This window comes from Oryzobacter telluris (assembly GCF_043099285.1).
Classification (GTDB): Bacteria; Actinomycetota; Actinomycetes; order Actinomycetales; family Dermatophilaceae; genus Oryzobacter; species Oryzobacter telluris.
The window spans coordinates 706,127-729,347 of record NZ_CP170723.1 but is presented as its reverse complement, the minus strand read 5'-3'; the positions used below and the strand labels follow the sequence as shown (position 1 = coordinate 729,347).

Genomic DNA, 23,221 nt, shown 5'->3' with positions numbered 1-23,221 from the left:
ACCGTCCCCACACTGTCCGCCATGCGCCCGTGGCCCGCCGATCGCGTCGCCTTCGGCGGCGACTACAACCCCGAGCAGTGGCCACGGGAGACGTGGCACGACGACATGCGCCTCATGCGCGACGCCGGGGTCAGCTTCGTGACCCTCGGCGTCTTCTCCTGGTCCTGGCTCGAGCCGTCGAAGGGTGAGTACGACTTCGGCTGGCTCGATGACGTCATGGACCTGTTGGCGGACAACGGGATTGCCGTCGACCTCGCCACGGCCACCGCGACCCCGCCACCGTGGCTCACCACCGCCTACCCCGAGGTGCTCCCGGTCGACCGCGACGGGCACACGCTCTGGCCGGGCAGCCGACAGGCCTGGTGTCCGTCGTCGCGGCTCTACCGCGACCTCGCGCTGGGCCTCACCGACCGCATCGCCTCCCGGTACCACGACCACCCGGCCCTGGCCATGTGGCACGTCTCGAACGAGTACGCCTGCCACAACCTGCCCTGCTACTGCGACACCTGCGCCGTGGAGTTCCGCCGCTGGCTGGAGGGGCGGTACGTCCGGCTCGACGCGCTCAACGAGGCCTGGGGAACCGCCTTCTGGAGCCAGCAGTACACGGCGTGGGACGAGATCCTGCCGCCGCGGCGCTCCACCACGCTCAACAACCCCACCCAGGTCCTGGACTTCGCGCGCTTCGGGTCCGACGTCCTGCTCGAGTTCTTCCTCGCCGAGAAGGACGTCATCCGGCGCCACTCGGCAGCCGTGCCGGTCACGACCAACTTCATGACGCTCAGCCAGTTCCGCCACCTCGACTACCACCGGTGGGCTCCCCACCAGGACGTCGTGAGCACCGACCACTACGTCGTCGACACCCTCGAGCACCCACGGGCCGAGCTGGCCTTCGCCGGCGACCTCACCCGCGGTCTGGCCGGCGGGGCGCCGTGGATGCTGATGGAGCACTCCACCAGCGCGGTGAACTGGCAGCCCGTCAACCCTGCCAAGCGCCCGGGGCAGACCGTGCTCGACTCGCTCAGCCACGTGTCCCGGGGCGCCGACGTCATCGGTTTCTTCCAGTGGCGGCAGTCCCGTGCCGGTTCCGAGAAGTTCCACTCCGCCCTCGTCCCGCACGCCGGTGAGGACAGCGACCGGTTCCGCGAGGTCTGCGAGCTCGGCGCCGTGGCCGGTCGCCTGGGCGAGCTCGTCGGCTCGCACGTCGAGGCGGACGTGGCGATCGTCTTCGACTTCGAGGCGCAGTGGGCGGTCGCCGGACCGGCCATGCCCTCGGCGGAGGTCGACTACGTCACCGTCGCGCACACGGTCCACCGCCTGCTGCGCGATCGCGGGATCACCTGCGACGTCGTGCATCCCGACGCCGACCTGACGCGCTACCGCGCCGTCGTCGTTCCCACGCTGTACGTCGTCAGCGACGGTGCGGCGCAGGCCATCACGGCGGCTGCCGTGCGAGGCGCCGAGGTCCTCGTGACGTACTTCTCGGGGATCTCCACCCCCGAGGACCACGTCCTCCTCGGCGGGTACCCGGGAGCGTTCCGCGACCTCCTCGGGGTCCGGGTCGAGGAGTTCGCACCCCTGCGCTCCGAGGACGAGGTCGTGGTCGAGGGTTCCCTCGCCGGCACGGGCCGTGGCCGGGTCTGGAGCGAGGACGCGCGTGCCACCGGAGACGACGTCGAGGTCCTGCTGACGTACGCCGAAGGTCCCCTGGCCGGTCGGGTCACCGCCAGCCGACGTCCCGTGGGCGAGGGCACGGCGTGGTACCTCGGCACACTGCTCGACGACGCCACCTTCGGCGCCCTCCTCGACGCGCTGGTCGACCGCGCGGGAGTGGCACCCGCGGCCGTGGTGCCCCCCGGGGTCGACGTCGTGCGCCGGCGGGGGGCTGACGGCTCGTGGCTCTTCGTCCTCAACCACACCGATGAGCCGTGCGTCGTCGACGTCATGGGGTACGACTTGGTCACTGGGGATCCCGTCGGTCCCACGACCACCGTGCCCGCCCGCCGGGCCGCCGTCATCCGGGAGTCATGACCGTGCTCGCCACCCAACGCCGTTCCGCGATCCTGGCGATCGTCAACGAGTTCGGTGGCGCCCGCGTCTCCGAGCTCGTCGACCAGCTCGGCGTCTCGGACATGACGGTCCGCCGCGACATCGAGCGGCTCGACGGCGAGGGTCTGCTCGAGCGGGTCCACGGCGGCGCCCTGGCCGTGGTGCCCCGGGCCACCGACGAGCCCGGGTTCGGCGCCAAGTCCGCCCTGATGACGGCCGAGAAGCACGCCATCGCCCTCGCGGCCGCGCGGATGGTGCGGCCCGGGTCCACCATCGGGATCTCCGCCGGCACGACGACGTACGAGCTCGCGCGAGCCATCCGGGACGTCCCTCACCTCACCGTCGTCACGAACTCCGTCCCCGTCGCCCAGCTGCTCCACGACGCCGAGGGCGCCGCGCACGTCGTCGTCCTCACCGGAGGCGTCCGGACCCCGTCGGACGCCCTCGTCGGTCCCGTCGCCGTCACCGCCCTGGCCGGTCTGCACGTCGACCGGCTCTTCCTCGGAGCCCACGGCATCGACCGTGAAGCGGGGCTGACGACACCGAACCTCGTCGAGGCGGAGACGAACCGCGCCCTCGTCCGCTCCGCGCGCTCCGTGTGCGTCCTCGCCGACCACAGCAAGGTCGGCCTGGTGGGGTTGTCCACGTTCATGGGCCTGAACCAGGTCGACACCCTCATCACCGACTCGGGGATCTCCGCGCGGGCGCGGTCCGTGCTCGAGGACCAGGTGGAACAGCTCGTCCTCGCCGAGCCGGTGGGGTCCGCGGTCGCACGCCGACAGACCGGCGACCCCGACCCCTCCCCGGTCGGTGCCGCGACCTGACGAGGACCCTCGTCGGGGAGAACGGGCGCGGGTGACGGGTGACATCCCGCCGTCCCGCCCGCCCTGGCGGGGACGGTCAGGGCCTCAGCCGGGCGCGGGGAGACTCTTCCGGCGGGGAAGGAAGTGGAAGATGGTCCAGTACAGGACGCCGATCATCACGCCACCGCCGACGATGTTCCCCATCGTCACGGGCAGCAGGTTGTCGAGGTAGAACCCCGGCCAGGTCAGCTCCGTGTACCCGGACCGATCGAGTCCGCTCGTCGTCCAGAAGTCGGGTCCTGCGTTCTCCTTGATGAGGATGCCCAGCGGGATCATGAACATGTTGGCGACGGAGTGCTCGAAGCCTGTGGCGACGAAGAGGGCGATCGGCATGGTGACCGCGAGGACCTTGTCGGTCGTGGTCCGGCCGGAGTAGGCGGCCCACACGGCCAAGCACACCATGAGGTTGCACAGGACGCCGAGGACGAACGCCTCGAGGAACGTGTGCTGGACCTTGTGCAGGGCCGTGTCGAGGACGACGGCTCCCCAGGCGCCGTCGGCGTTCTTCCAGGTGCCGCCCACGTAGACCAGGGCCACGATCGTCAGCGCCCCGAGGAAGTTCGCGACGTAGACGACCACCCAGTTGCTCACCAGCTGGCGCCAGGTGATCCGACCGCTCGCGCGCGCGGTCAGCGTCAACGTCGAGCTGGTGAAGAGCTCGGCTCCGGTCAGCACCACCAGGACGAGCCCGGTCGCGAACACGACGCCGCCGAGCACCTTCGCCACCCCGTAGGGCAGGTCGGCAGCGCCGACCTGGCTGGTGGTGAAGAAGACGAAGCCGAGGGCGATGTACCCGCCCGCGGTCAGCCCGAGCAGGAACGACTTCAGCAGGCCCCCGGTGGCCTTGCCGAACGCCGCGTCCTCGGCGGCGGTGGCCATCTGGTCCGGGTTGAGGATCGAGTTCGAGTCAGACACGGCACTGCCCTTCGGTGATGGTGCCGGTTCCTAAATGCGGGCGTCCATGTCCTGGTAGCCCGAGTCCTCGCGGGTCCCGCCCATGCCGTCCCCGACGTCGCGGTAGTCCTTGATCCAGGTGACGGACCTGACCCACTTGACCATCTTGTAGCCGTGCATGGACTCGGTCCGCAGTCGCAGCGGGGCGCCGTACATGTCAGGCAGGTTCGCGTCGTTCATGCCCCAGGCGAGGATCGTCTCGTCCTCGAGGGCCATGTCTGTGGTGAGGCAGGTGTAGTACGGCTCGACGGGACGGCCGTCGTGCATGTGCTGGGCCATGCCGAACGACTCGACCATCACGTAGTTCGCCCCCTCGAGCGGCTCGACCTGGGCCAGCACGTCCCGCAGCCGGATGCCCGACCACTTGGCGATGCCGGTCCATCCCTGCATGCAGGTGTGGAGGGTGATCTGGTCCTGGGCCTGGATGACCTTGAGGTCGGCGACGGTGAACCACTTCTCCTCACGGACCAGGCCCCCGACCTGCAGGCGGAAGCCGGCGAAGTCGTCTGCCCTGAGGGCCAGCCACTCGGCGGACTGTGCCTCGTCCGGCGGGCGGGTGTTGACCCAGTGGAACGGTGAGATGTCGTCCTCGGTGAAGACCTGCGCCGCCCGCTGCCGCGACGTCATCGGGCCGAGCACCCACTTCTTGAGGGGCTTCTGGAGGCCGTAGAGCACGCGCTGGCTCTTGCGCACGTCGATCAGGGATCCGTACGACGCGGCGATCCAGAGCACGACGACCGCGGTGATGCCGATGACCGTGCGGGTCACGGCCTGGGCGACCAGCGCGGGGTCGTACTCGACGCCCATCATCATGTGCACGAGGTTGTGCTCGGGGTACACGAGGAAGACCAGCGCCACGTGCATGACGATGAAACCGACGAAGACGGCCATCCCGATGAAGTGGATCGAGCGGGCCGCCTGACGGCCACCGAACAGCTTGGGGTACCAGGGGTACCGGCCGACGACCGCGGGGGACATCACCGGACCGGTGACGATCATGAGCGGTGCGACGACGAAGACGATGAAGCTGTAGCCGAGCATCTGCAGGGCGTCGTAGGGCTGGAAGTGCTCGATGGCGGGGGCGCTGAACCCGGCGTAGACCGTGGCCGACTCCCACGCCTCGGGCAGGACGTCCCACGAGGTCGGGACGATCCGGCGCCATTGCCCGGTCCCGAAGAGCAGCCCCACGTAGACCAGCCCGTTGAGGACCCATGCGGTCGTGACGAGCCCGTGCCATGCGCGACCCAGAGCGATCTTCCCCCGACCGGGCAACGAGACGAGCGGGTGCAGGCTGCGCTGGTCGTCGCGCGCGGTGAACGCGCCCACCTCGCTCGGTACCCGGTCCTTGGTGAACTTCAGCCACTCCGTGTCGGGCCCGCAGTCGTTGCGCCAGTACAGCCGTGGGTGCGAGGCGAGGATCTCCCAGCCGGACCGCAGGAGCAGGCCGAGGAAGAGGAAGTTCAGCAGGTGCGTGACCTGGAGCCACCAGGGGAAGCCGAGCTCGGTGACGCCTGGGGCGGGAGCCGCCATGGACAGCAGGGACATGCGTCATCTCCGGCACTGGAAACCAACGGGAAGGTGGGGACCAGCCCTGTCTACGGGTCGCACCAGCGTCCGGCTAGGGCCGAAAGCCCCTAGTCGAGGCCCTACTCGCCGGGGACCGCGCCACGCGTGCGTGGCTGATCCGACCACGCGCTGGTCCCAGCCCGGGGAAGGGACCTTCGCCTCTGCCGCTGTGGACACGCGGCAGCGACAGTGGGTCCAAGACCACCACCCACATGAGGAGACCCATGCCCAAGGAGTCACTGACGGCCCTGATCCGTCACCACCTGAAGACGGCGTCGACCGCGTCCAGCGGCCGAAGTGCGCACACCATCCATGGCGGCCACGAGCACCGCCTCCGTCAGACCCTGATCGCGCTGCGCGCCGGCTCGGACCTGAGCGACCACGAGAACCCGGGAGAGGCGACTGTTCAGGTGCTCCATGGCCGCGTCACCCTCGTCGCGGGCGAGGACAGGTGGAACGGATCGCCGGGTGACGTCATCACCGTCCCCGACACCCGGCACGCGCTGGAGGCCGTCGAGGACTCGGTGGTCCTCCTGACCGTGGCCCTGAAGAGCCGAGCCTGACACCCTGACCCGCCCCGCCCCGCCCCGCCCTGCCCTGCCCTGCCCTGACGACCGTCGGCTTCCGGCTCGGGTCGGAGGCCCACTCCGAACCCGACAGTTTGTCGGAAGGCGCAGGGATACTTTTCATCCAGCGCTCGTAGTCCCGACGAACGCCTCTGCGTGATGGTCACTCCATGGCCGGCCGAGACGACCGGTGCACGAGTTGATCCGCCTCATGCGTCAGTACAAAGGGGTACTCCATGGCTGATTTCACGACCCGCGACGGGTGCCGCCTCCACTACGAGGAGAACGGGGCCGCTGCCGGGTCCGGCGCCGAAACCGTCGTCCTCCTCACCGGCTGGTCGCAGACCAGGGCGATGTACGACCGGTTCATCGCCGAGCTCGGCGACCAGTACCGCGTCGTCTCCTACGACTACCGCAACCACGGCGAGTCGGGGTCGACCGACAACGGTGCTCGGATCGCCTCGCTCGCCGACGACCTCCTCGAGCTCATCGACGCGCTGCGCATCGACAAGGCCCACTTCGCGGGCAACTCGATGGGGTGCTCGGTCCTCTGGTCGTACATCGACCTCTTCGGAACCGACCGCATCAAGTCACTCGTGCTCATCGACCAGCCGTCCGTGTGCGCCCTCGCGCCGTGGCTCAGCGAGGAGGACCAGGGCGACGTCGGCGCGATCGTCGACTTCCCGGGCGCCGCAGCGTTCGTCCAGGGGGTGCTGGGTGATGACGCGGCGGCGGTTCGTCGGGCGTTCCTCGAGAGCATGCTCTCCCCTGACCTGTCCCCCGACGACGTCGACTGGCTCTACGAGCAGAACCTGAAGCTGAGGATGCCCTACGGCGCGCGCCTGCTCCTGGACCACATCTTCCAGGACTGGCGCGACGTCCTCCCGCGCATCGACGTCCCCACCCTCGTCACGGGCGGAGACGTGAGCCACGTCGATGCCAGGTCGCAGCAGTGGATCGCCGACCAGATCCCCGGGGCCCGGCTGCGCATCTTCACGCGCGAGGAGGGTGGGGATCACTTCCCGTTCTTCGGCGCCCCCAAGGTGTTCGCCGAGGCCTTCACCGAGTTCGTCGACAGCGCTCGCTGAGACCGAGCGATCCGGGCCCCATCAGCGCGATGGGGCCCGGTTCGTCGTTCCTGCGGATGGCCGTCTCACAGGACCTCTCTCGCACGCAGCAGCCGGTGGGTGGCCAACCCGAGCTGCAGCGCCATCCGGGTCTCGCCGTCGTCCAGGTCGAGGCCCGTGACCTCGCGGACCCGGTCGAGTCGGTAGTACAGCGTCGTCCGGTGGATGTGGAGGACCTTGGCTGCGGCAGAGCCGGCGCCGCCGGCGGACAGGTAGGCCTCCAGCGTCTCGACCAGCCGACCCTGGGGGTCGGCGGCCAGCAGCGCGAAGACCGCTTGCGGCACCGCGGTCTCGTCGAGCTCGTCATCGGGGATGCGGAGGAGGAGCTGCAAGGAGCCCAGGTCCTCCCAGAAGCTGATCTCGTCCGGACCGAGCACCGAGGCGCCACGCAGCGCCAGCTCCGCCTGCCGACACGACAGCCAGGCTCGATCGACACCCGCGACCTCCTCGCCGACACCGACCCTCGTCACCCGAGCGCCGAGGAAGTCACGCACCTCGTCACGGATGAGACCCACGGCCTGGCGCACCTTGTCGGCATCGAGCGGCGAGGGCGAGACCATCGCGAGCGCCATCCGCCCCCCGGCGACTCGTGCGAGCGCGGTTCCGCGCATCCGGCTGCGCACGACGTCCACCGAGTGCCGCAGCGCCACGTGGGTCCCGTTCTCGTCGGTCGCCGGAGCAGGGACCGGCTCGACGACGATCACCCGGACGTGGGCAGAGTCCGGCAGGACTCCCCGAGAGACGAGGCCCTCCATCCCGCGGGGACGGGCCACCGGATCCCGACCGAGCCAGGCCTCCGTGTCCTCGTCATCGGTGCGAGTGCGCTGGTCGGCGCTGTGGCGCTCGGACATGATCAGGCCCGCGACCTCGCGCGCGAAGTCCTCGATGAGCGCCACCTCGTCGGGGGTCAGCGTCTCGTGCGCGTCGATCACCACGACGTACCCCAGCATCTCGCCGTGCCAGCGGACCGGGACCAGGAGCCGGGCCTGGAGGCCGAAGTCGGGCGCCGCGGGGATACGTCCCGCGGCTGTCCAGCGGGTGATGCCCTGGGCGAGCAGGTGGGCGATCGCCTGGCTGCCGGCGTCGCGGTGCAGCGCGGCCCGGATCCGCACCGGGTCCTCGTCGCCGTAGTGCTTGCTCGAGTACAGCAGGCGGATCGACGCGTCGTTGAGCACCACGGACCGGTGCAGGCGCTCGCCGAGCTGGTCGATGCGCTGCTGCACGTCGGTCGTCATCCTCGGACCATATTCGTCGTCACCCGTCCTCGTCAGGCCCCATGGGCGCGGAGGGCTCCGACGCCGGCAGCGCCTCGTCCGGGAGGGCGGGGACGAGGAGCACCTTGCCCGCGCCCGAGGCCATCAGGTCGAGGGCCGTCGGCAGACCGCTGAGCGGCAAGCGGTGGGTGATGAGGGTGTCGAGGTCGACCCGGCCGGAGTCCACGAGCTCAGCGAGGCGGTCCCACGTGCCCCAGATCGACCGGCCCCAGCTGCCCCGCAGGGTGAGCCCTCGGGTGATGAGGGTGTCCGTGACGTCGAGCTCCAGCCGACCCTTGACGAGGCCGACCGCCACGACCGTCCCCTCGCGCCGCACGTTGACCACTGCAGCCCGCATGGCCGGGAGGGCACCGGAGCACTCCAGGGAGAGGTCGTACCCGCCCCGGCTGCGCGTCGCGGCGCCGGCCACCTGGAGGGGGTCGTCACCGGCGTCGACGGTGGTGGCCCCCAGCGCCTCGGCCGCCCTGCGCCGGTGGCTGTTCGGTTCGACGACGGTCACCTCACGGGCGCCGACCGCGAGCGCCACCTGAGCCGCCACCAGCCCGACCGGACCCGCGCCGAGGACGAGGACGGCAGCGCCGGCGAGGTCGATCCCGGAACGCAGCACGGCGTGCATCGCACTCCCCCCGGGTTCCAGGAGGGCGGCGGTGTGGGTGGCGAGGCCGTCCGGCAGCAGGAAGCAGTTCCGGGCAGGGACGACGAGTCTCTCCGCGAAGGCCCCGTCGACGGTGATGCCGAGGAGCTCGAGCCGGGCGCAGTTGTGGGCGTCACCGTGGCGGCAGAAGAAGCACTCCCCACAGTGCAGGTGCGTCTCGACGGCCACGCGGGTGCCGATGGTCAGCCCGCCGGTGAGTGGACCGATCTCGACGACCGTGCCGCCGACCTCGTGGCCGAGGGTCAGCGGAAACCTCATCCCCATCCCGCTGCCGGCGTCGCCGGACGCGAACAGGCTGGCGTCGGTGCCGCAGACGGACGCGGCAGCCACCTGGATCCGCACCTCGCCGGGTCGCAGGTCGGGCTCCACCCGGTCCGTCACCAGGTCGCAGCCCGGGCCGGGGCCGGTCTTGATCACGGCGCGCACGCCTTGCCCTCCCCGTCTCCTGTCGCCGTCCTCATCCCGGCCGCGAGCCGCACATAGGCAGCGGCGTTGGCCTCGTTGGCCACCCGCTGCCCCGGCGCACCGTCGCGGACCCGACCGGGTACCCCGACGACGACGGCCCCCGGTGCCACCTCCGTGCCCTCGAGGACCACGGCGCCGGCGCCGACGAGGGCACCGGCGCCGACCCGCGCCCCGTTGAGGACGACGGCGCCCATCCCGACGAGGACGCCGTCGCCGATCACGCACCCGTGGAGCACCGCGCGATGGCCGACCGAGACGTCGCGCCCCAGCTCGAGCGGATGGCCCGGGTCGGTGTGCAGGACGGCGCCGTCCTGGACGTTGCTCCGCTCGCCGATGTCGATGCGGTCGCCGTCGGCCCGCACGGTGACGCCGAACCAGACGCTGGCGTCCTCCCCGATGGTGACGGGCCCGATGAGGTTCGCGTCAGCGGCGACCCAGGCCGACGCGGCCACCCGGGGGGACCCGGACGGCAGGGAGATCCTCATGCCGTCGCCCCCACCCGGTGCCCGTAGCACGCGCGCAGCACGTCGCGTTCGGTCGGCTCGGCGAGGTGCGCCACCACCTCGCCCTCCCGCATCACCAGCACGTCGTCGGACTCGGCCACGACCTCCTCGAGGTCCGAGGAGATCATCAGCACCGCGGCCCCGTCGGCAGCCAGGCCCCGCATCAGGGCGTAGATCTCGGCCCGGGCACCGACGTCGACGCCCTGGGTCGGCTCGTCGAAGACGAAGACGTGGGCGCCCGCCTCGACCCAGCGCGACACGATGACCTTCTGCTGGTTGCCACCGGACAGGTCGGCGATGGACTGGTCGACGTGCTTGACCTTCACGGCCAGCCGCTCCAGGGCGCCCTCGGTGAACGACCTCTCTCGCCTCGCGTTGACGAACGGGACGAGTCGAGCGAGGTGGAAGCGGGACAGGAACGGCACCGTGAGGTTGTCGCGCACGCTGAGGTCACGCAGGGTGCCCAGGTTGCGACGGTCCTCCGGGACGAGGGCGATGCCGGCGCGGATGGCCTGCCGGGGCGAGCGGAAGGTCCGGGCCACCCCGTCCAGCACGAGCTCACCCCGCACCGGTCGGCGGGCGCCGGACAGCAGCGCCGCCAGCTCGGTCCGTCCGGCTCCGACGAGCCCGGCCATTCCCGTGACCCGGCCCGCGTGGAGGTCGAAGCTGACGTCGCGGACCCGGCCGCCGTCCGAGAGGTGACGCACCCGGAGCACCACCGGCGCGGAGTCCTCGTCGTCCGCCGGCTGGGGTCGTGCGGCCGCGGCCACGGCCTCCGTCGTGTGCTCACGGCCCAGGATGAGCGAGACGAGGTGGTCGCGGTCGGCGAGGTCGGACGTCGGCATCGTGGTGACGTGGCGGCCGTCCTTCATGACGGTGACGGTGCTCGAGAGCCTGAACACCTCGTGGAGGCGGTGCGACACGTAGACCACCGTCCGCCCTGCCCCCGTCAGGGACCCGATGACCGTGAAGAGCCGTTCGCTCTCCTGGTCGCTCAGTGCCGCTGTCGGTTCGTCGAACACGAGGAAGTGGGCGTCGCGGTGCATGGCCCGCGCCAGCGCGACGAGGGTCTGCTCGGCGACACCGAGCTCGGCGACCCGCGTCGTGGCAGCCACCTCGAGCCCCAGCTGGTCCGCGATCTCGGCATAGCGCCGACGCATCGCCCTGCGGTTCACCACCGTTCGCCACCGCAGTGCCGCGGTCGTGCCCAGCACCACGTTCTCGGCCACCGTGAGGTCGTCGACGAGGCTGGGCTCCTGGTGGATGAACGCGAACCCCCGCCGCGCACTGTCCCCGGGGGTGGAGAACACCACGGGTTCGCCGTCGATGGTGATGGTTCCGGTGTCCGGGCGCTGTGCCCCGGCGAGGACCTTGATGAGGGTGCTCTTGCCGGCACCGTTCTCCCCGACGAGCGCATGGACCTCCCCCGGACGAAAGGTGACGCTGACGTCGTCGACGGCGCGCACCCCGGGGTACGACTTCCCCAGGTGCTCCACCGCCACGACGGGTGCGGCCGTCGGGCTCACGACCGCCGCCCCAGCAGCCCGGCGGCCGCGACCGCGATGATGAGGACGAGTCCCTTGACGATCGGGACGTCATCGCTCGACCACCCGGTCAGGGTCAGCCCGTTCGTCAGCATGCCCAGCGTCAGGACCCCGATCGCGGTACCGACGATGTGGAACCGGCCCACGATGAAGGTCGACGCCCCGATGAAGCAGGCGGTGAAGGCATCCAGGAGCAGCGATCCGCCGGCCTGTGCGGAGCCCAGTCCGAAGAGGGAGGCGGTGAGGAACCCCGCCAGGCCACACGCCAGACCCGAGATGGTGAACGCGATGACACTGATCCAGCCGATGCGGATGCCGGCCAGCCGCGCGGCGTCCGGGTTGCTGCCGATGGCGTACATGTGCCGTCCGAGGACGGTGACCCGCAGCAGGAGGTGCAACAGCACTAGCACACCGACAGCGATCCAGACGACGTAGCGGATTCCGAGGACGCTGCCCTGGCCCCACGTCCCGAAGTTCGCGGGGAGTCCGAGGCTCACGGTCCCGTCAGGAGCGACCTTCTGCTGGAACCCGACGAGGATGAAGAGCCCGACGGCCAGGGTGCCGATGAACGGGGGTACCCGAAGCACGGTGACCATCACGCCGTTGGCCACGCCCACCAGTCCGGCCACCGCCAGCGCCGTGAGGATGCCGGCGTCCGTGCTCCCCGTGGCCACGGCGACCTTCGCGGAGAGCAGGGTCGCGAGCACCAGGTTCCCGGCGATCGACAGGTCGAACGCGCCGATCACCAGCACGGGTGTCAGTCCGGCCGCGACGATCGCGAGGATCGCGGTCGACTGCAGGATGGTCGACAGGTTGGCGGAGGACAGGAAGAGGCCGTTCTCCGTACGGATCGTGAAGTAGGCGGCGAGCAGCACGAGGACGGTGAGCGTGCCGTAGCGCTGCCCGTACCGGTCGACGAACCGACGAGCCGCGGAGCGCCGGGGCGGCGAGGGCGGCGCGCTCACGCCGTCCCCCACCGCCGCCGGCGCCGCCTCGACGGCCGGCGCCGAGGTGGAGGTCATCGGCTCACCCGTTCCACAGCGGGGTGACGAAGCCCGTCGGTAGCTGACCGCCCGAGGGCAGGTTGTCGGCCGTGACGAGGGGGCTGTCCTGCACGGTCGTCGCCGGCACCTTCTCGCCCTTGATGAGGCGGTCGGCCAGGCTGACCCCGACCTTCATGAGGAGCGGCTGGTCGTTGTAGCAGGTCGCCGCGAGCGGGTCGCCGTTGCCGATGGCCTGCAGCGCGGTGGGCACCCCGTCGACCGAGCTCACGAAGACCTCCGTGCGGCCGGCCTCCTTGATGGCGGTGCTGGCGCCCAGGGCGATGTCGTCGAAGGCGGCCCACACGGCCTTGAGGTTCGGGTGCTTGCCGAGGAAGGCCGCGGTCCGGTCATGGGCGTCCTGCAGCTGGCCCGGCACCTTGACGGTGATGTCCTCGACGATCTTGATGCCGGGGTACCTGGCGATGACCTGCCGGATGACGATGGACCGGATGGCCGTGTTCTCCAGGCCCGTGAAGTCGAGGAGCGCGATCTCCCCCTCGAAGTTCATCCGCTGCACCGTGTACAGGGCCGTGCGCGCCTCGGAGACCCACTCGTTGAAGTCTGCGACCGCGGAGGCACCCGTGAAGCGCCCGGACACGAGGCTGATGACCGGGACGCCCGCGTCGACCGCCGGCTTGACCGCCTGCTCGAGACCCACGGCCGGCAGCGCGTAGCAGAGGATGGCCTCCGCCTTGCGCGCGAGCAGACCACTGACGGCGCCTGGCACGGCGCTCGGGTCGCCCTTGATGTCCACGACCTCGACCGTCCACCCGATCTGGGACTTGATCGCGTTCAAGCCCTGAAGGCCGACCGCGACGGCCGCAGCCGAGTTGTCGAGCGAGATGAGCCCGATGGTTCGACCCTTCTGGATCGTGCTCAGGTCCACCCCGTCGCCGGAGGCGGTGGTGGCGGCCGGCGCCGTGCTCGAGGACGCCGCGGCCTGACCACCGAAGTCGCAGCCCGCCACGAGGGTGGCTCCTGCCACGGAGAAGCCGGCTGCGCCGAAGCCCTTGAGGATCCCGCGTCGCGTGGCTGCCGGGACCGGACCGAGCGCTGCTTCGGGCGGTGAGGTCTGCGACTCGGACCCGTCAGGGCCGCTGTCGGGGTGGACGTGTGTGGTCGAAGCGCCCATGGGCGGTGACCTCCGTTCGCTGCACCCCTGGGCCTGGGTGTCCGGCGGCCGCGCACCGTTGGGCGGCGTGGCAGCAGAATCCAGCCCGTGTGACGACGGGGACTACCGCGTGCCGACGAACAAAGAGCTGCTCGATTGCTCTGATTGTCGAAACGCGGCGGCCCCGAGCGTGGATTCCGACAAACGGAGCAAGCGGGCGGGTGCGATCTCGTCTCCGGGAGGGTGAATCGAGGTCCTCCGACGGCCATGGTCGAGGGGCGACGTCGCACCGGCGGTCGCACGACCGGCGACGAAGGGACCGCGAGTGACTCCGCACCTCACCGGGTGGGCACACACCCCGTTCGGGATCAGCGAGACGGACATCGAGGACCTGATCGCCCGCGTCTCCCGCGACGCACTGGCCGACGCCGGCCTCGAGGCGGCCGATGTCGACCTCATCTCGGTCGGTGTCTACAACAACGGGTTCTCGCGGCAGGGGTTCGAGGGCGCCCTCGTGGGGGCCGGTGTTCCCGAGCTCGCCACCGTGCCTGCCCAACGAGTCGAGAACGCCTGCGCGACAGGGTCTGCCGCTCTGTACGCGGCGATGGACCGGATCGAGTCGGGCCGAGCCCGGGTGGCCCTCGTCGTCGGCGCCGAGAAGATGAGCGGCACGCCCTCCGACGTCCTCAACGACATCCTCCTCACTGCCTGCCACCGCAACAGCGAGGCGGTCCACGGCAGCTTCGCAGGGATCTTCGCCGAGCTGGCCGACCAGTACGCGGAGCGCTACGGCGACCCCCACGAGGCCATGGCCACCATCGCCGCCAAGAACCACCGCAACGGGGTGGCCAACCCCTTGGCCCACCTTCGGCGCGACCTCGGGGTGGACTTCTGTTCCACCGCGTCGGAGCGCAACCCTGTGGTCGCGGGCCGCCTGCTCCGCACCGACTGTTCGATGGTGTCCGACGGGGCTGCCGCCATCGTCGTCACGAGCGCCGACGTCGCCGCCGGCGCCCGACGCGCGGTCGTCGTCCGTGGCAGGGCCCACGCGGGTGACCACCTCGCCATCGCGTCGAGGCCCGACCCGCTGGCCTTCTCGGGCGCGGCCACCGCCTTCCGCGACGCCCTGGAGGAGGCCGGCGCGTCAGCGGCCGACCTGGACCTGCTCGAGACGCACGACTGCTTCACCATCGCCGAGCTGCTCCAGATGGAGGCGTTCGGGTTCGCCGAGCCCGGCAAGGGCGCCGAGCTCGTCCTGTCCGGCGCCACCCAGCGGAACGGCCGGATCCCGGTCAACGTCTCGGGGGGCCTGAAGGCGAAGGGGCACCCCCTCGGGGCCACCGGGGTGTCGCAGCACGTCATGGCGGCGATGCAGGTGGTCGGGGAAGCGGGCGACCTGCAGCTCCCCCGGGTCGGTCTTGCGGGTGTGTTCAACATGGGCGGGGCCGCGGTCGCCAACTACGCGACCGTCCTCGAGGCCACGCGATGAACCCGCGCCGCGCCGTCAACCTGGCAACGATCCTCGGGCAGACCGCACGACGGCTGCCGCACCACGACGCCCTCGTCCACGGTGACGTGCGCTGGTCCTGGTCCGAGCTCGACGCCCGGACGACCGCCCTGGCCCGCGAGCTCGCCCGGCTCGGTGTGTGCGCCGGCGACTGCGTGCTCCTCGACGGACCCAACCACCCCGAGTTCGTCCAGGCCATGTTCGCGGTGTGGCGGGCCGGCGCCGTCGTCGCGCCGGTCAACTCCCGGCTCCACGACCGTGACATCGCCGACATCGCCCGGGTGTGCCGACCGCGCGCGGTCATCGCGCACGCCGACACGTCGAGCCACGTCGACGCCGTGCGGGCGGAGATGCAGCGGGCCGACCTCCCCGTGCTCATCATCGGTGGGAACCCTGATGCGCCGGGCGCGATCGGTGGGCTGCCCCACGAGGAGAGCCGGGCGACGAGCGCCGGGGCCGACGACGCCGTCGTGCTCGTCGGGGACCCGGCCTGGTACTTCTTCACCTCAGGGACCAGCGGCACCCCCAAGGCCGCGGTCCTCACGCACGACCAGCTCGGATACGTCGTGACCAACCACCTCGCCGACCTGATGCCCACCACCGGTGCCACGCACCGGTCCCTGGTCCTGGCGCCGCTCTCGCACGGCGCCGGCGTGCACCTGCTGCCGCAGGTGGCGAGGGGCGCTGCGAGCGTGATCCCGGTGTCACCCAGCCTCGACCCTCCCGAGGTGTGGCGACTGGTCCAGCGCGAACGCGTCACGAACATGTTCACCGTGCCGACGATCCTCACCCGTACCGTCAATGACCCCGCCGTCGACACGTTCGACCACGGAAGTCTCGAGTACGTCATCTACGCCGGGGCGCCGATGGCCAGGCGTGACCAGGACCGGGCCCGGGCCGCGCTCGGCGACGTCCTCGTGCAGTACTACGGGTTGGCGGAGGTGACCGGGAACATCACCGTCCTGCCGCGGGACGACCACGACCGCCAGGCCCCGACGGGCATCGACATCACCACGTGCGGACGTCCCCGCACGGGCATGGGCATCAGCATCCAGGACGAGGACGGCGTCGAGCTCGGTCCGCTCGAGACCGGAGAGATCTGCGTCAGTGGACCGGGCGTGTTCGCCGGCTACCTGGACAACGAGGCGGCCGACGCCGCCGCCTTCCGGAACGGGTGGTTCCGGACCGGGGACGTGGGGATGCTCGACCTGCACGGCTACCTCTACATCACCGGCCGGGTCTCGGACATGTACATCAGCGGTGGCTCGAACATCCACCCCCGCCCGATCGAGGAGAAGCTCCTCGACCACCCGGACATCGACGAGGTCGTCGTCCTCGGCATGCCCGATCCCACGTGGGGAGAGGTCGGGGTCGCCGTGTGCGTCCCCGCTGCGGGCACCTCCCTCGACGAGGCAGAGGTGCGGGCCTGGATGACGCAGCGGGTCGCCCGGTACAAGGTCCCTCGGTACGTCGTCAGCTGGGACGCGCTCCCCCGCTCCGGTTACGGCAAGGTCACCCGTCGCACGGTGCGCGAGCACCTCGTCGAGCGCGGGTGGGAACCGGGCATCGGGCCGGTCCCCACGCCAGCGACCTCGCGCGACGGAGTGCTGACGTGACCGTGTCCAGCCTCCTTCGCCCGCTCGCCCACCCCGGCCCCGCCTCCCCCTCGAGGCGCACGAGCATCGCCACCCGCGTGGTCAGCGAGGAACGCCACCTTCCCGCCGGGGACCGGCTCATCGACGCCGTCGACAGGGTCCTCCACGAGCTGGGGGTCTCCTCGGCGCAGGTGGAGCTGTTGTCGGGCACCTTCGCGACCATCGACTTCGTCCACCCGGCCCTGTGCCACGACGGCGCGACGGCCGTGACGTACAGCGAGACCAAGCGCGCCGTCGGACCCGTCGCGGTCGTCGGTGGCGGGATGACCGTCGGTCACCGTGACGGTGAACGCTTCAGCCACACCCACATGGCGTGGCTGGATGCTGACGGAGACCTCCGCGGGGGCCATCTGTGGCCGGACGTCGTCATCGGGGTCGGTGGTGTCCGGGTGCACGTCCACGGGCTCCTCGACGTGGAGCTCCGTAGCGAGATCGACACCGAGTCACGTCTGCCCGTCTTCACCCCCCACGCATGCCCGCACGGAGACGTCGCTCGACCCACCGGCCGCGCGGTGATGTCCCGCCTCGCGCCCGGCGTCGTCCTCGACGACGCCCTGGGCGATCTCGTCCGGGAGAGCGGCTTCGCAGCAGCCCGGATCGACGGCTCGGTCGGCAGCCTCGTGGGGGCGGTGGTCGACCGCAGCGGGTCCCGCACCCTCGTGATCGACGGTCCCGCCACCGAGGTGGCCCTGCGGGGTGACCTCGCCCCCGGCGCCTCCCCCAGGGTCCACGCGCTGGTCATCGACCGGTTCGGCTCCACGTTCAGCGGCCTGCTCACCCCCGGCGCCAACCTCGTCGCGGTGACCCTCGAGCTCCTCGTCCGGGAGGTGCGGTGATGGGCACCCATCCCCTCCCCCTCCAGGGGCGCATCGTGATGGTCGTCGGGGCCGGTTCGAGTGGGGTCGGGCTGAGCAACGGGGAGGCCGCGGCACTGGCCTACGCGGCTGCCGGGGCGTTCGTGGTGGCCGTCGACCTCAACGTCGACGAAGCCCGCCGGGTGGCCAAGGAGGTGGTCGCCGTCGGGGGCGCCTCCCTCGCCGTGGAGGCCGACATCTCGGTGGAGGGTGACGTGCGCACCGCGATCGCCACCGTGGTCCGCGACGTCGGCGTGCCCCACGTCCTCCACAACAACGTCGGGGTCGCCACGATGGGCGAGATCACCGAGCTGGACACCGAGGCGTGGAACCGCTCGATCAGCATCAACCTCACGGGCGCCTTCCTGACCGCCAAGCACCTCCTGCCGCCGATGCTCGACGCAGGGCGCGGCGTCATCACCAACGTCTCGTCGATCGCGTCGATCCGGCACACGGGCTACGTGTACCCGGCCTACAGCGCGGCCAAGGCGGCCATCAACCAGCTGACCGTGTCCATGGCCCTCACGTACGCCGACCGAGGCATCAGGGCCAACGCCATCCTGCCGGGCCTCATCGACACCCCCCTGGTCAGCACCCAGATCACCGACGACCCGGAGGCCCTGGCTGCGCGCCATGCCCTGAGCCCCACCGGGCGCATGGGGTCGCCGCACGACGTCGCGAACGCGGCAGTCTTCCTGGCCAGCGACGGCGCGGCCTACATCAACGGGGTCTGTCTCGCCGTCGACGGCGGCCTGTCGGCCAGGTGCGGATGACCACCACCGTCACCGACGGCGTCAGCCGCCTCTTCCCGGACGGTGTCCTGGTCACGGACCCCGACATCGTCGCCACCTACGCCGTCGACCAGTCCCGACTCACCTCCCGCGGGCAGCCGTGGGCGGTGGCGAGCCCGCGTGACACGGACGAGGTCGCGGCGTGCCTGCGCGTCGCCCACGCCCACCGCATCCCCGTCGTCACCCGGGGCGCCGGCTCGGGCCTCAGCGGCGGCGCCAACGCTCCGGACGGCTCGGTGGTGCTGAGCACCCACCGGATGGACCGCGTCCTGGAGATCGACGTGGCCGACCGGGTGGCGGTGGTGCAGCCGGGCGTCGTGACCGGCCGGCTGCGTGACGCCGTGGCCGAGCGAGGACTCTTCTACCCACCGGACCCGGGCAGCGTCGCCTTCTCGACGATCGGCGGGAACATCGCCACCAACGCCGGCGGGATGTGCTGCCTCAAGTACGGCGTCACCGGCGACTTCGTGCGTGCTCTCGAGGTCGTGCTGGCGGACGGAAGCGTGATGCGGACCGGCACCCGTACCCGCAAGGGAGTCGCCGGACTCGACCTCACGAGACTGTTCGTCGGCTCGGAGGGGTCGCTGGCGGTCATCACCGAGGCGACCGTGCGGCTGCTGCCCGCACCAGGACCCGCACTCACCCTCGTCGCCACCTTCGGCTCCCTCGCCGCGGCCGGTCGGGCCATCGCTGCCGTCCAGGCGGCCGGAGTCGACCTCTCCCTCCTCGAGCTGCTCGACCGCACGACCGTCGGTGCCATCGAGGCCTCCACACCGCTCGGGTTCGACCCAGGGGTCGCCGCCGTCCTCCTCGCCCAGTCCGACGCCGACACCTCACCCGAGCAGCTCGCCCGCGCGGCCACGCTCCTTCGGTCGACCGGGGCCGTCGACGTCATGGCCGCGGAGGACGCGCAGGAGGCCGGCCTGCTCCTCGAGGCGCGACGACGGGCCCTCCCCGCTCTCGAGGCGCTGGGCGACTGGCTCCTCGATGACGTGTGCGTCCCGCCGTCGAGGATCGTCGACCTCATCGCCGGGATCGAGGAGATCGCCGCACGCGTCGGGCTGACGATCGGTGTCTTCGGGCACGTCGGCGACGGCAACATGCACCCCACCGTCATCTACGACGCGCAGTCCGCCTCGAGCACCGCGGCGGCGCGGACGGCCTTCGATGACATCACCGGGCTCGCCCTGTCGCTGGGCGGCACCATCACCGGTGAGCACGGAGTGGGGCGGCTGAAGACGGCCTGGCTCGAGCGCGAGCTCGACCCCGTCGCCCTGCGTCTCCAGGCCGACCTCAAACGGACCGTCGATCCACGAGGCATCCTCAACCCCGGGTCGGTCATCGCGCCGGCGCACCCGACATCCACCTGACGCTCGCCGCCCACGGGGAAGGTGACACCGCAGGTCGTGCCCCTGGCGCTGATGTCAGCCCGTCCGCAGTCTCGACACGTGCTCGGTCATGGTGGCGAGCTGGTAGCGGGCCATGTCGGGGGCGTTCTCGTCCTCGGCGAAGACGCTGTTGCACATGACGGTGTCGGGGCGGTCGAGGAAGCCGATCTCGGCCAGGCCGCCGAAGAAGTCGTCCCAGTCCACGTCGCCGGCGCCGATGCGCAGGTGCTGGTGGACCCGGGCGGTGTTGCCCGGGGGGTTGGAGATGTAGCGCAGGCCGTGCGAGGCGTGGTGGTCCATGGTGTCGGCGACGTGGACCAGGCGGATGAGGTCCTTGCCGGCGCGGATGACCTCGCGCATCGGGTGGCCCATGTGGAAGCTGTGGCAGGCGACGAACACCATCCCGACGTTCGGGCTGTTCAGGCCGCGCAGGATCCGCACGGCCTCGAGCCCGTCTTCGACGAAGTCGTCGGGGTGCGGGTCGATGAGCAGGTCGATGCCCTCACGTTCGAGGATCGGCAGGAGCTCCTCCATCGAGCGGAAGAACGCGGCCTCGGACTCCTCGGCGCGTTCGGGGCGGCCGGAGAACTCGGGGACGGTCAGTGCCACTGCGGCAAGGGTCGAGCGTGGAGCTGGCGAGGGGACTCGAACCCCTAACCCCCTGTTTACAAGGCTGGCCCGGCTCCCGAATCAGGCCTCTGACCTGCGGAAATGACCCGAGTCTGGCGACACACTCGAACCGGGTGGCCGGCGTGCGAAACGAGCGTCAGGACACGGCGTGTCGTGTCCGCGTCGCCGCTGGTCAGGGCCTCGCACCTGTCAAGACAACAGCCGCGGAGAGTATCGGTCGACAGGACCGCGGCCCACCGATCTAGATGGTCTTGACTCCCCAGGCGGGGCCATGTCCAGCACTCCTGGGCGCTCCGCCGGCGGCCCATCCGGGCATCCGGGTGGCAGAAGGACGTTGACACGCCACGTCCTCACGACCCATCCTGATAACGGATATTGATATCCGATAATCGGACGCTCACAGAGAGGCGGACGGACCTTGCCCCACTACCTGGCGATCGGACAGATCCCCCCCAAGAAGCACACCGCCTTCTCGACCGCTGACGGTCTGCCGTGCTTCGAGGAGTTCATCGGGGAGGAGGGGTTCTCGAGCACCGGATCGCTGATGTACCACACCCGTGTCCCTGCGGCCCTGACGGACTCGAGGGAGTGGGACCTCGGTGACACGTCGATGAAGGCCAACCGACCGCTCCTCCCCCACCACTTCCGACTCCACGAGCTGTTCGCCGACGACGGCGTCGCCAAGGACGCGGTGAGGCATCGGGTACCCGTGCTGGGCAACGCGGACGTCACGATCCGCTACGTCGTCGCCCATGCCGTGTCGCCGCTGTACAGCAACGCCGTCGGTGACGAGCTGGTCTTCGTCGAGAGCGGTTCGGCCACCCTGGAGACGATCTTCGGCGCGATCGAGGTCCGGCAGGGCGACAACGTCGTGATCTCCCGGACTACGATCCATCGTTGGGTGCCGCACACCGACCGAGAGGGCCCGTTGCGGCTGTACTGCGTCGAGGGCAGGGGTCATATCCGTCCCCCCAGCAAGTACCTCAGCCGCTATGGGCAGTTCCTCGAGGGATCTCCGGTGACCGAGCGCGACCTGCGGACCCCTGTCGACGTCCTTCTCGCACCACCTGAGCTGGCCGACGCCGACACCGAGGTCTACGTCAAGCACTCCGGCAGGGACGGTGTCACGGGATCGGTGTTCGTCTACGACCACCATCCGTTCGACGTCGTGGGGTGGGACGGCCAGCTCTACCCGTATGCCTTCAACTACCGGGACTTCGCGCCGGTCACCGGTCTGTTGATCCAACCGCCGCCGACCTACCAGGTCTTCGAGGGAGAGGGCTTCGTCGTCTGCAACTTCGTGCCCCGGATCCTCGAGTACCACCCCCAGGCGATCAAGGTCCCCTACTACCACTCGAACGTCGACTCCGACGAGGTGATGTTCTACTTCGCCGGGGAGACGGCCGCCCGTGAGGGATCCGGGATCCGCGACGGGTCGGTGTCGCTGCATCCGGCCGGATACACCCACGGCCCTGGCCGGCAGGCGTACCTCGAGTCTCCGAAGCACACCGAGAGCAAGGAGACGGCCTTCATGGTCGACACCTTCCGACCGCTCGAGGTCGCGTCCGCTGCCGCTCGGTGCGAGGACCCCGCCTACCCCTGGACGTGGTCCGGGCGCGGCCCGACGGCGTCCAGCCGTCCAGCCGTCGATGCTCGATGACACAGGGCAGCTCCAGGTCCACCGAGCTCGGCACCAGGTCACCGGAGACCTCCCTCACCCTCAGCAAGGGGCTCCAGGTCCTCGAGCTGCTCGCGCGCACGCCGGATGGTCGCACCGTCGCCGAGATCTGCGACGAGCTCACCCTCAGCCGCCCCACCCTGTACCGGCTCGTCACCACCCTCATCGAGCACGGCCTTGTGCTGCGGTCGCCGGACGGGACTTACCGCGTGGCGCTCGGGCTGCTGGCCCTGGTGCGGAACGTCGTTCCCGCTCTCGGCGAGATGTCCGAGGAGATTCTCCAACGGCTCGCAGAGGGCGCGGGAGCATCTGCTCACTTCGCCATCGCCGAGGGGGACCAGTCCGTGGCCGTCGCGGTCGCCGAGCCTCGCCTCGCGGAGTACCGCATCGGCTACCGCGTGGGAACGCGGCTCCCCCTCGACCGTGGCGCTCTGGGCAAGGCGATCCTCGCCGGCAGGTCGGGGCCTCCCCGAGTGCTGTCCAGCACCGGTGAGGTGATTCCGGGGGCCACCGGCGCGGCCGTGGCCGTCGTGGGGCTCGGCAGCCCCGCCGCGGTCGGCATCGTCGCCCTGCGCCCCCTGGACATGGAGGTGGTCAAGCCTCTACTCGTCTCGGCGGCCGACGAGCTCCGCGCCGTCATGACGGCCTCGGCGCCGACGATCGGATAGTGCCCTCGCCGATCAGCGCTCGTAGCGCCGGAGCAGCTGCATCACCTGCTGCTCACGCGGAGCGGTGATGCCCAGGAGGGTCTCGATGGCCGAGGCGTTCGAGGCGTGCTGCGCCGAACGCTCGGCCTCCCGGGCATGCTCGAGCTCGGAGAACCTGCTCAGGGTCTGCATCGTGCGACCGTCGTCGGACACGTAGAAGGTGATGGCCTCGAGCGGGGCGAGCGTCAGGGCCCGCGGTCGGACCGTGCTGTCCAGCAGCTCGAGGAGGCGCGGCCGCGTGACGTCGTCGAGGGGGACGTCGAGGTGACGGATCGTGCTCAGGAAGTACATGGC

At 70.8% G+C, this 23,221-nt stretch carries 20 protein-coding genes and 1 pseudogene; 11 read left to right on the top strand and 10 right to left on the bottom strand.

What is annotated here, in order from left to right:
• The first annotated feature begins 21 nt into the window (after window positions 1–21).
• Complete coding sequence (locus ACFLFB_RS03250) at window positions 22–2,028, top strand: beta-galactosidase (RefSeq protein ID WP_392544268.1); 2,007 nt, start codon at window positions 22–24, stop codon at window positions 2,026–2,028.
• A 2-nt stretch (window positions 2,029–2,030) separates the two neighbouring features.
• A complete protein-coding gene (locus tag ACFLFB_RS03245) occupies window positions 2,031–2,870 on the top strand; it encodes a DeoR/GlpR family DNA-binding transcription regulator (protein ID WP_392545465.1) in 840 nt (279 codons plus the stop codon).
• 84 nt (window positions 2,871–2,954) lie between these two features.
• Here the strand turns inward: ACFLFB_RS03245 and focA are convergent, their stop codons facing one another.
• Both focA and ACFLFB_RS03235 read right to left on the bottom strand, forming a co-directional pair.
• Window positions 2,955–3,824, bottom strand: coding sequence for a formate transporter FocA (gene focA, locus ACFLFB_RS03240; protein ID WP_392544267.1), 870 nt, complete (start codon window positions 3,822–3,824; stop codon window positions 2,955–2,957).
• 30 nt (window positions 3,825–3,854) lie between these two features.
• Window positions 3,855–5,408, bottom strand: coding sequence for a molybdopterin-dependent oxidoreductase (locus tag ACFLFB_RS03235; protein WP_392544266.1), 1,554 nt, complete (start codon window positions 5,406–5,408; stop codon window positions 3,855–3,857).
• A 245-nt stretch (window positions 5,409–5,653) separates the two neighbouring features.
• Here ACFLFB_RS03235 and ACFLFB_RS03230 point away from each other — a divergent pair, with 245 nt between their 5' ends.
• A complete protein-coding gene (locus tag ACFLFB_RS03230; RefSeq protein WP_392544265.1) occupies window positions 5,654–5,992 on the top strand; it encodes a cupin domain-containing protein in 339 nt (112 codons plus the stop codon).
• A 239-nt stretch (window positions 5,993–6,231) separates the two neighbouring features.
• Window positions 6,232–7,083: an alpha/beta fold hydrolase gene (locus ACFLFB_RS03225; protein ID WP_392544264.1), complete on the top strand. Its 852-nt coding sequence runs from the start codon at window positions 6,232–6,234 to the stop codon at window positions 7,081–7,083.
• Window positions 7,084–7,148: 65 nt separating this feature from the next.
• Here ACFLFB_RS03225 and ACFLFB_RS03220 read toward each other — a convergent pair whose 3' ends face one another.
• Genes ACFLFB_RS03220 through ACFLFB_RS03195 form a run of 6 tightly spaced genes read right to left on the bottom strand, consistent with a single transcriptional unit; the run spans window position 7,149 to window position 13,738 of the window.
• Window positions 7,149–8,357 carry a PucR family transcriptional regulator gene (locus tag ACFLFB_RS03220; protein ID WP_392544263.1) on the bottom strand — a complete coding sequence of 403 codons (1,209 nt, stop codon included), beginning with the start codon at window positions 8,355–8,357 and terminating at the stop codon, window positions 7,149–7,151.
• 19 nt (window positions 8,358–8,376) lie between these two features.
• Complete coding sequence (locus ACFLFB_RS03215; protein WP_392544262.1) at window positions 8,377–9,477, bottom strand: zinc-binding dehydrogenase; 1,101 nt, start codon at window positions 9,475–9,477, stop codon at window positions 8,377–8,379.
• Entirely contained in the window at window positions 9,465–10,001 is a 537-nt protein-coding gene (locus ACFLFB_RS03210) for a gamma carbonic anhydrase family protein (RefSeq protein WP_392544261.1), read from the bottom strand. The genes ACFLFB_RS03215 and ACFLFB_RS03210 overlap by 13 nt, the downstream gene beginning before the upstream one ends.
• Window positions 9,998–11,545 carry a sugar ABC transporter ATP-binding protein gene (locus tag ACFLFB_RS03205; RefSeq protein ID WP_392544260.1) on the bottom strand — a complete coding sequence of 516 codons (1,548 nt, stop codon included), beginning with the start codon at window positions 11,543–11,545 and terminating at the stop codon, window positions 9,998–10,000. Before ACFLFB_RS03205 ends, ACFLFB_RS03210 begins: the two co-directional genes overlap by 4 nt.
• The gene (locus ACFLFB_RS03200) at window positions 11,542–12,585 is read right to left on the bottom strand and encodes an ABC transporter permease (RefSeq protein ID WP_392544259.1); all 1,044 of its coding nucleotides are present in this window, start codon (window positions 12,583–12,585) and stop codon (window positions 11,542–11,544) included. The genes ACFLFB_RS03205 and ACFLFB_RS03200 overlap by 4 nt, the downstream gene beginning before the upstream one ends.
• 4 nt (window positions 12,586–12,589) lie before the next feature.
• On the bottom strand, window positions 12,590–13,738 hold the full coding sequence (locus ACFLFB_RS03195; protein WP_392544258.1) for a sugar ABC transporter substrate-binding protein: 1,149 nt from the start codon (window positions 13,736–13,738) through the stop codon (window positions 12,590–12,592).
• 304 nt (window positions 13,739–14,042) lie between these two features.
• Here ACFLFB_RS03195 and ACFLFB_RS03190 point away from each other — a divergent pair, with 304 nt between their 5' ends.
• Genes ACFLFB_RS03190 through ACFLFB_RS03170 form a run of 5 tightly spaced genes read left to right on the top strand, consistent with a single transcriptional unit; the run spans window position 14,043 to window position 19,894 of the window.
• Complete coding sequence (locus ACFLFB_RS03190; RefSeq protein ID WP_392544257.1) at window positions 14,043–15,206, top strand: thiolase domain-containing protein; 1,164 nt, start codon at window positions 14,043–14,045, stop codon at window positions 15,204–15,206.
• On the top strand, window positions 15,203–16,840 hold the full coding sequence (locus ACFLFB_RS03185) for an AMP-binding protein (RefSeq protein WP_392544256.1): 1,638 nt from the start codon (window positions 15,203–15,205) through the stop codon (window positions 16,838–16,840). The genes ACFLFB_RS03190 and ACFLFB_RS03185 overlap by 4 nt, the downstream gene beginning before the upstream one ends.
• On the top strand, window positions 16,837–17,715 hold the full coding sequence (locus tag ACFLFB_RS03180) for a PCC domain-containing protein (RefSeq protein ID WP_392544255.1): 879 nt from the start codon (window positions 16,837–16,839) through the stop codon (window positions 17,713–17,715). The genes ACFLFB_RS03185 and ACFLFB_RS03180 overlap by 4 nt, the downstream gene beginning before the upstream one ends.
• Window positions 17,715–18,506, top strand: a complete 792-nt coding sequence (locus ACFLFB_RS03175; RefSeq protein ID WP_392544254.1) for an SDR family NAD(P)-dependent oxidoreductase — start codon at window positions 17,715–17,717, stop codon at window positions 18,504–18,506. Before ACFLFB_RS03180 ends, ACFLFB_RS03175 begins: the two co-directional genes overlap by 1 nt.
• The gene (locus tag ACFLFB_RS03170) at window positions 18,503–19,894 is read left to right on the top strand and encodes an FAD-binding oxidoreductase (protein WP_392544253.1); all 1,392 of its coding nucleotides are present in this window, start codon (window positions 18,503–18,505) and stop codon (window positions 19,892–19,894) included. Before ACFLFB_RS03175 ends, ACFLFB_RS03170 begins: the two co-directional genes overlap by 4 nt.
• A gap of 54 nt (window positions 19,895–19,948) precedes the next feature.
• Here ACFLFB_RS03170 and ACFLFB_RS03165 read toward each other — a convergent pair.
• Window positions 19,949–20,503: pseudogene (locus ACFLFB_RS03165) on the bottom strand (sugar phosphate isomerase/epimerase family protein); the annotation flags it as partial.
• 457 nt (window positions 20,504–20,960) lie between these two features.
• On the opposite strand from ACFLFB_RS03165, the gene ACFLFB_RS03160 reads away from it, so the two are divergent.
• Both ACFLFB_RS03160 and ACFLFB_RS03155 read left to right on the top strand, forming a co-directional pair.
• On the top strand, window positions 20,961–22,202 hold the full coding sequence (locus tag ACFLFB_RS03160; RefSeq protein WP_392544252.1) for a homogentisate 1,2-dioxygenase: 1,242 nt from the start codon (window positions 20,961–20,963) through the stop codon (window positions 22,200–22,202).
• Window positions 22,199–22,888 carry an IclR family transcriptional regulator gene (locus ACFLFB_RS03155; protein WP_392544251.1) on the top strand — a complete coding sequence of 230 codons (690 nt, stop codon included), beginning with the start codon at window positions 22,199–22,201 and terminating at the stop codon, window positions 22,886–22,888. Before ACFLFB_RS03160 ends, ACFLFB_RS03155 begins: the two co-directional genes overlap by 4 nt.
• A 12-nt stretch (window positions 22,889–22,900) precedes the next feature.
• On the opposite strand, the gene ACFLFB_RS03150 is transcribed toward ACFLFB_RS03155, so the two are convergent.
• Window positions 22,901–23,218, bottom strand: a complete 318-nt coding sequence (locus ACFLFB_RS03150; RefSeq protein WP_392544250.1) for a hypothetical protein — start codon at window positions 23,216–23,218, stop codon at window positions 22,901–22,903.
• Window positions 23,219–23,221 lie beyond the last annotated feature (3 nt).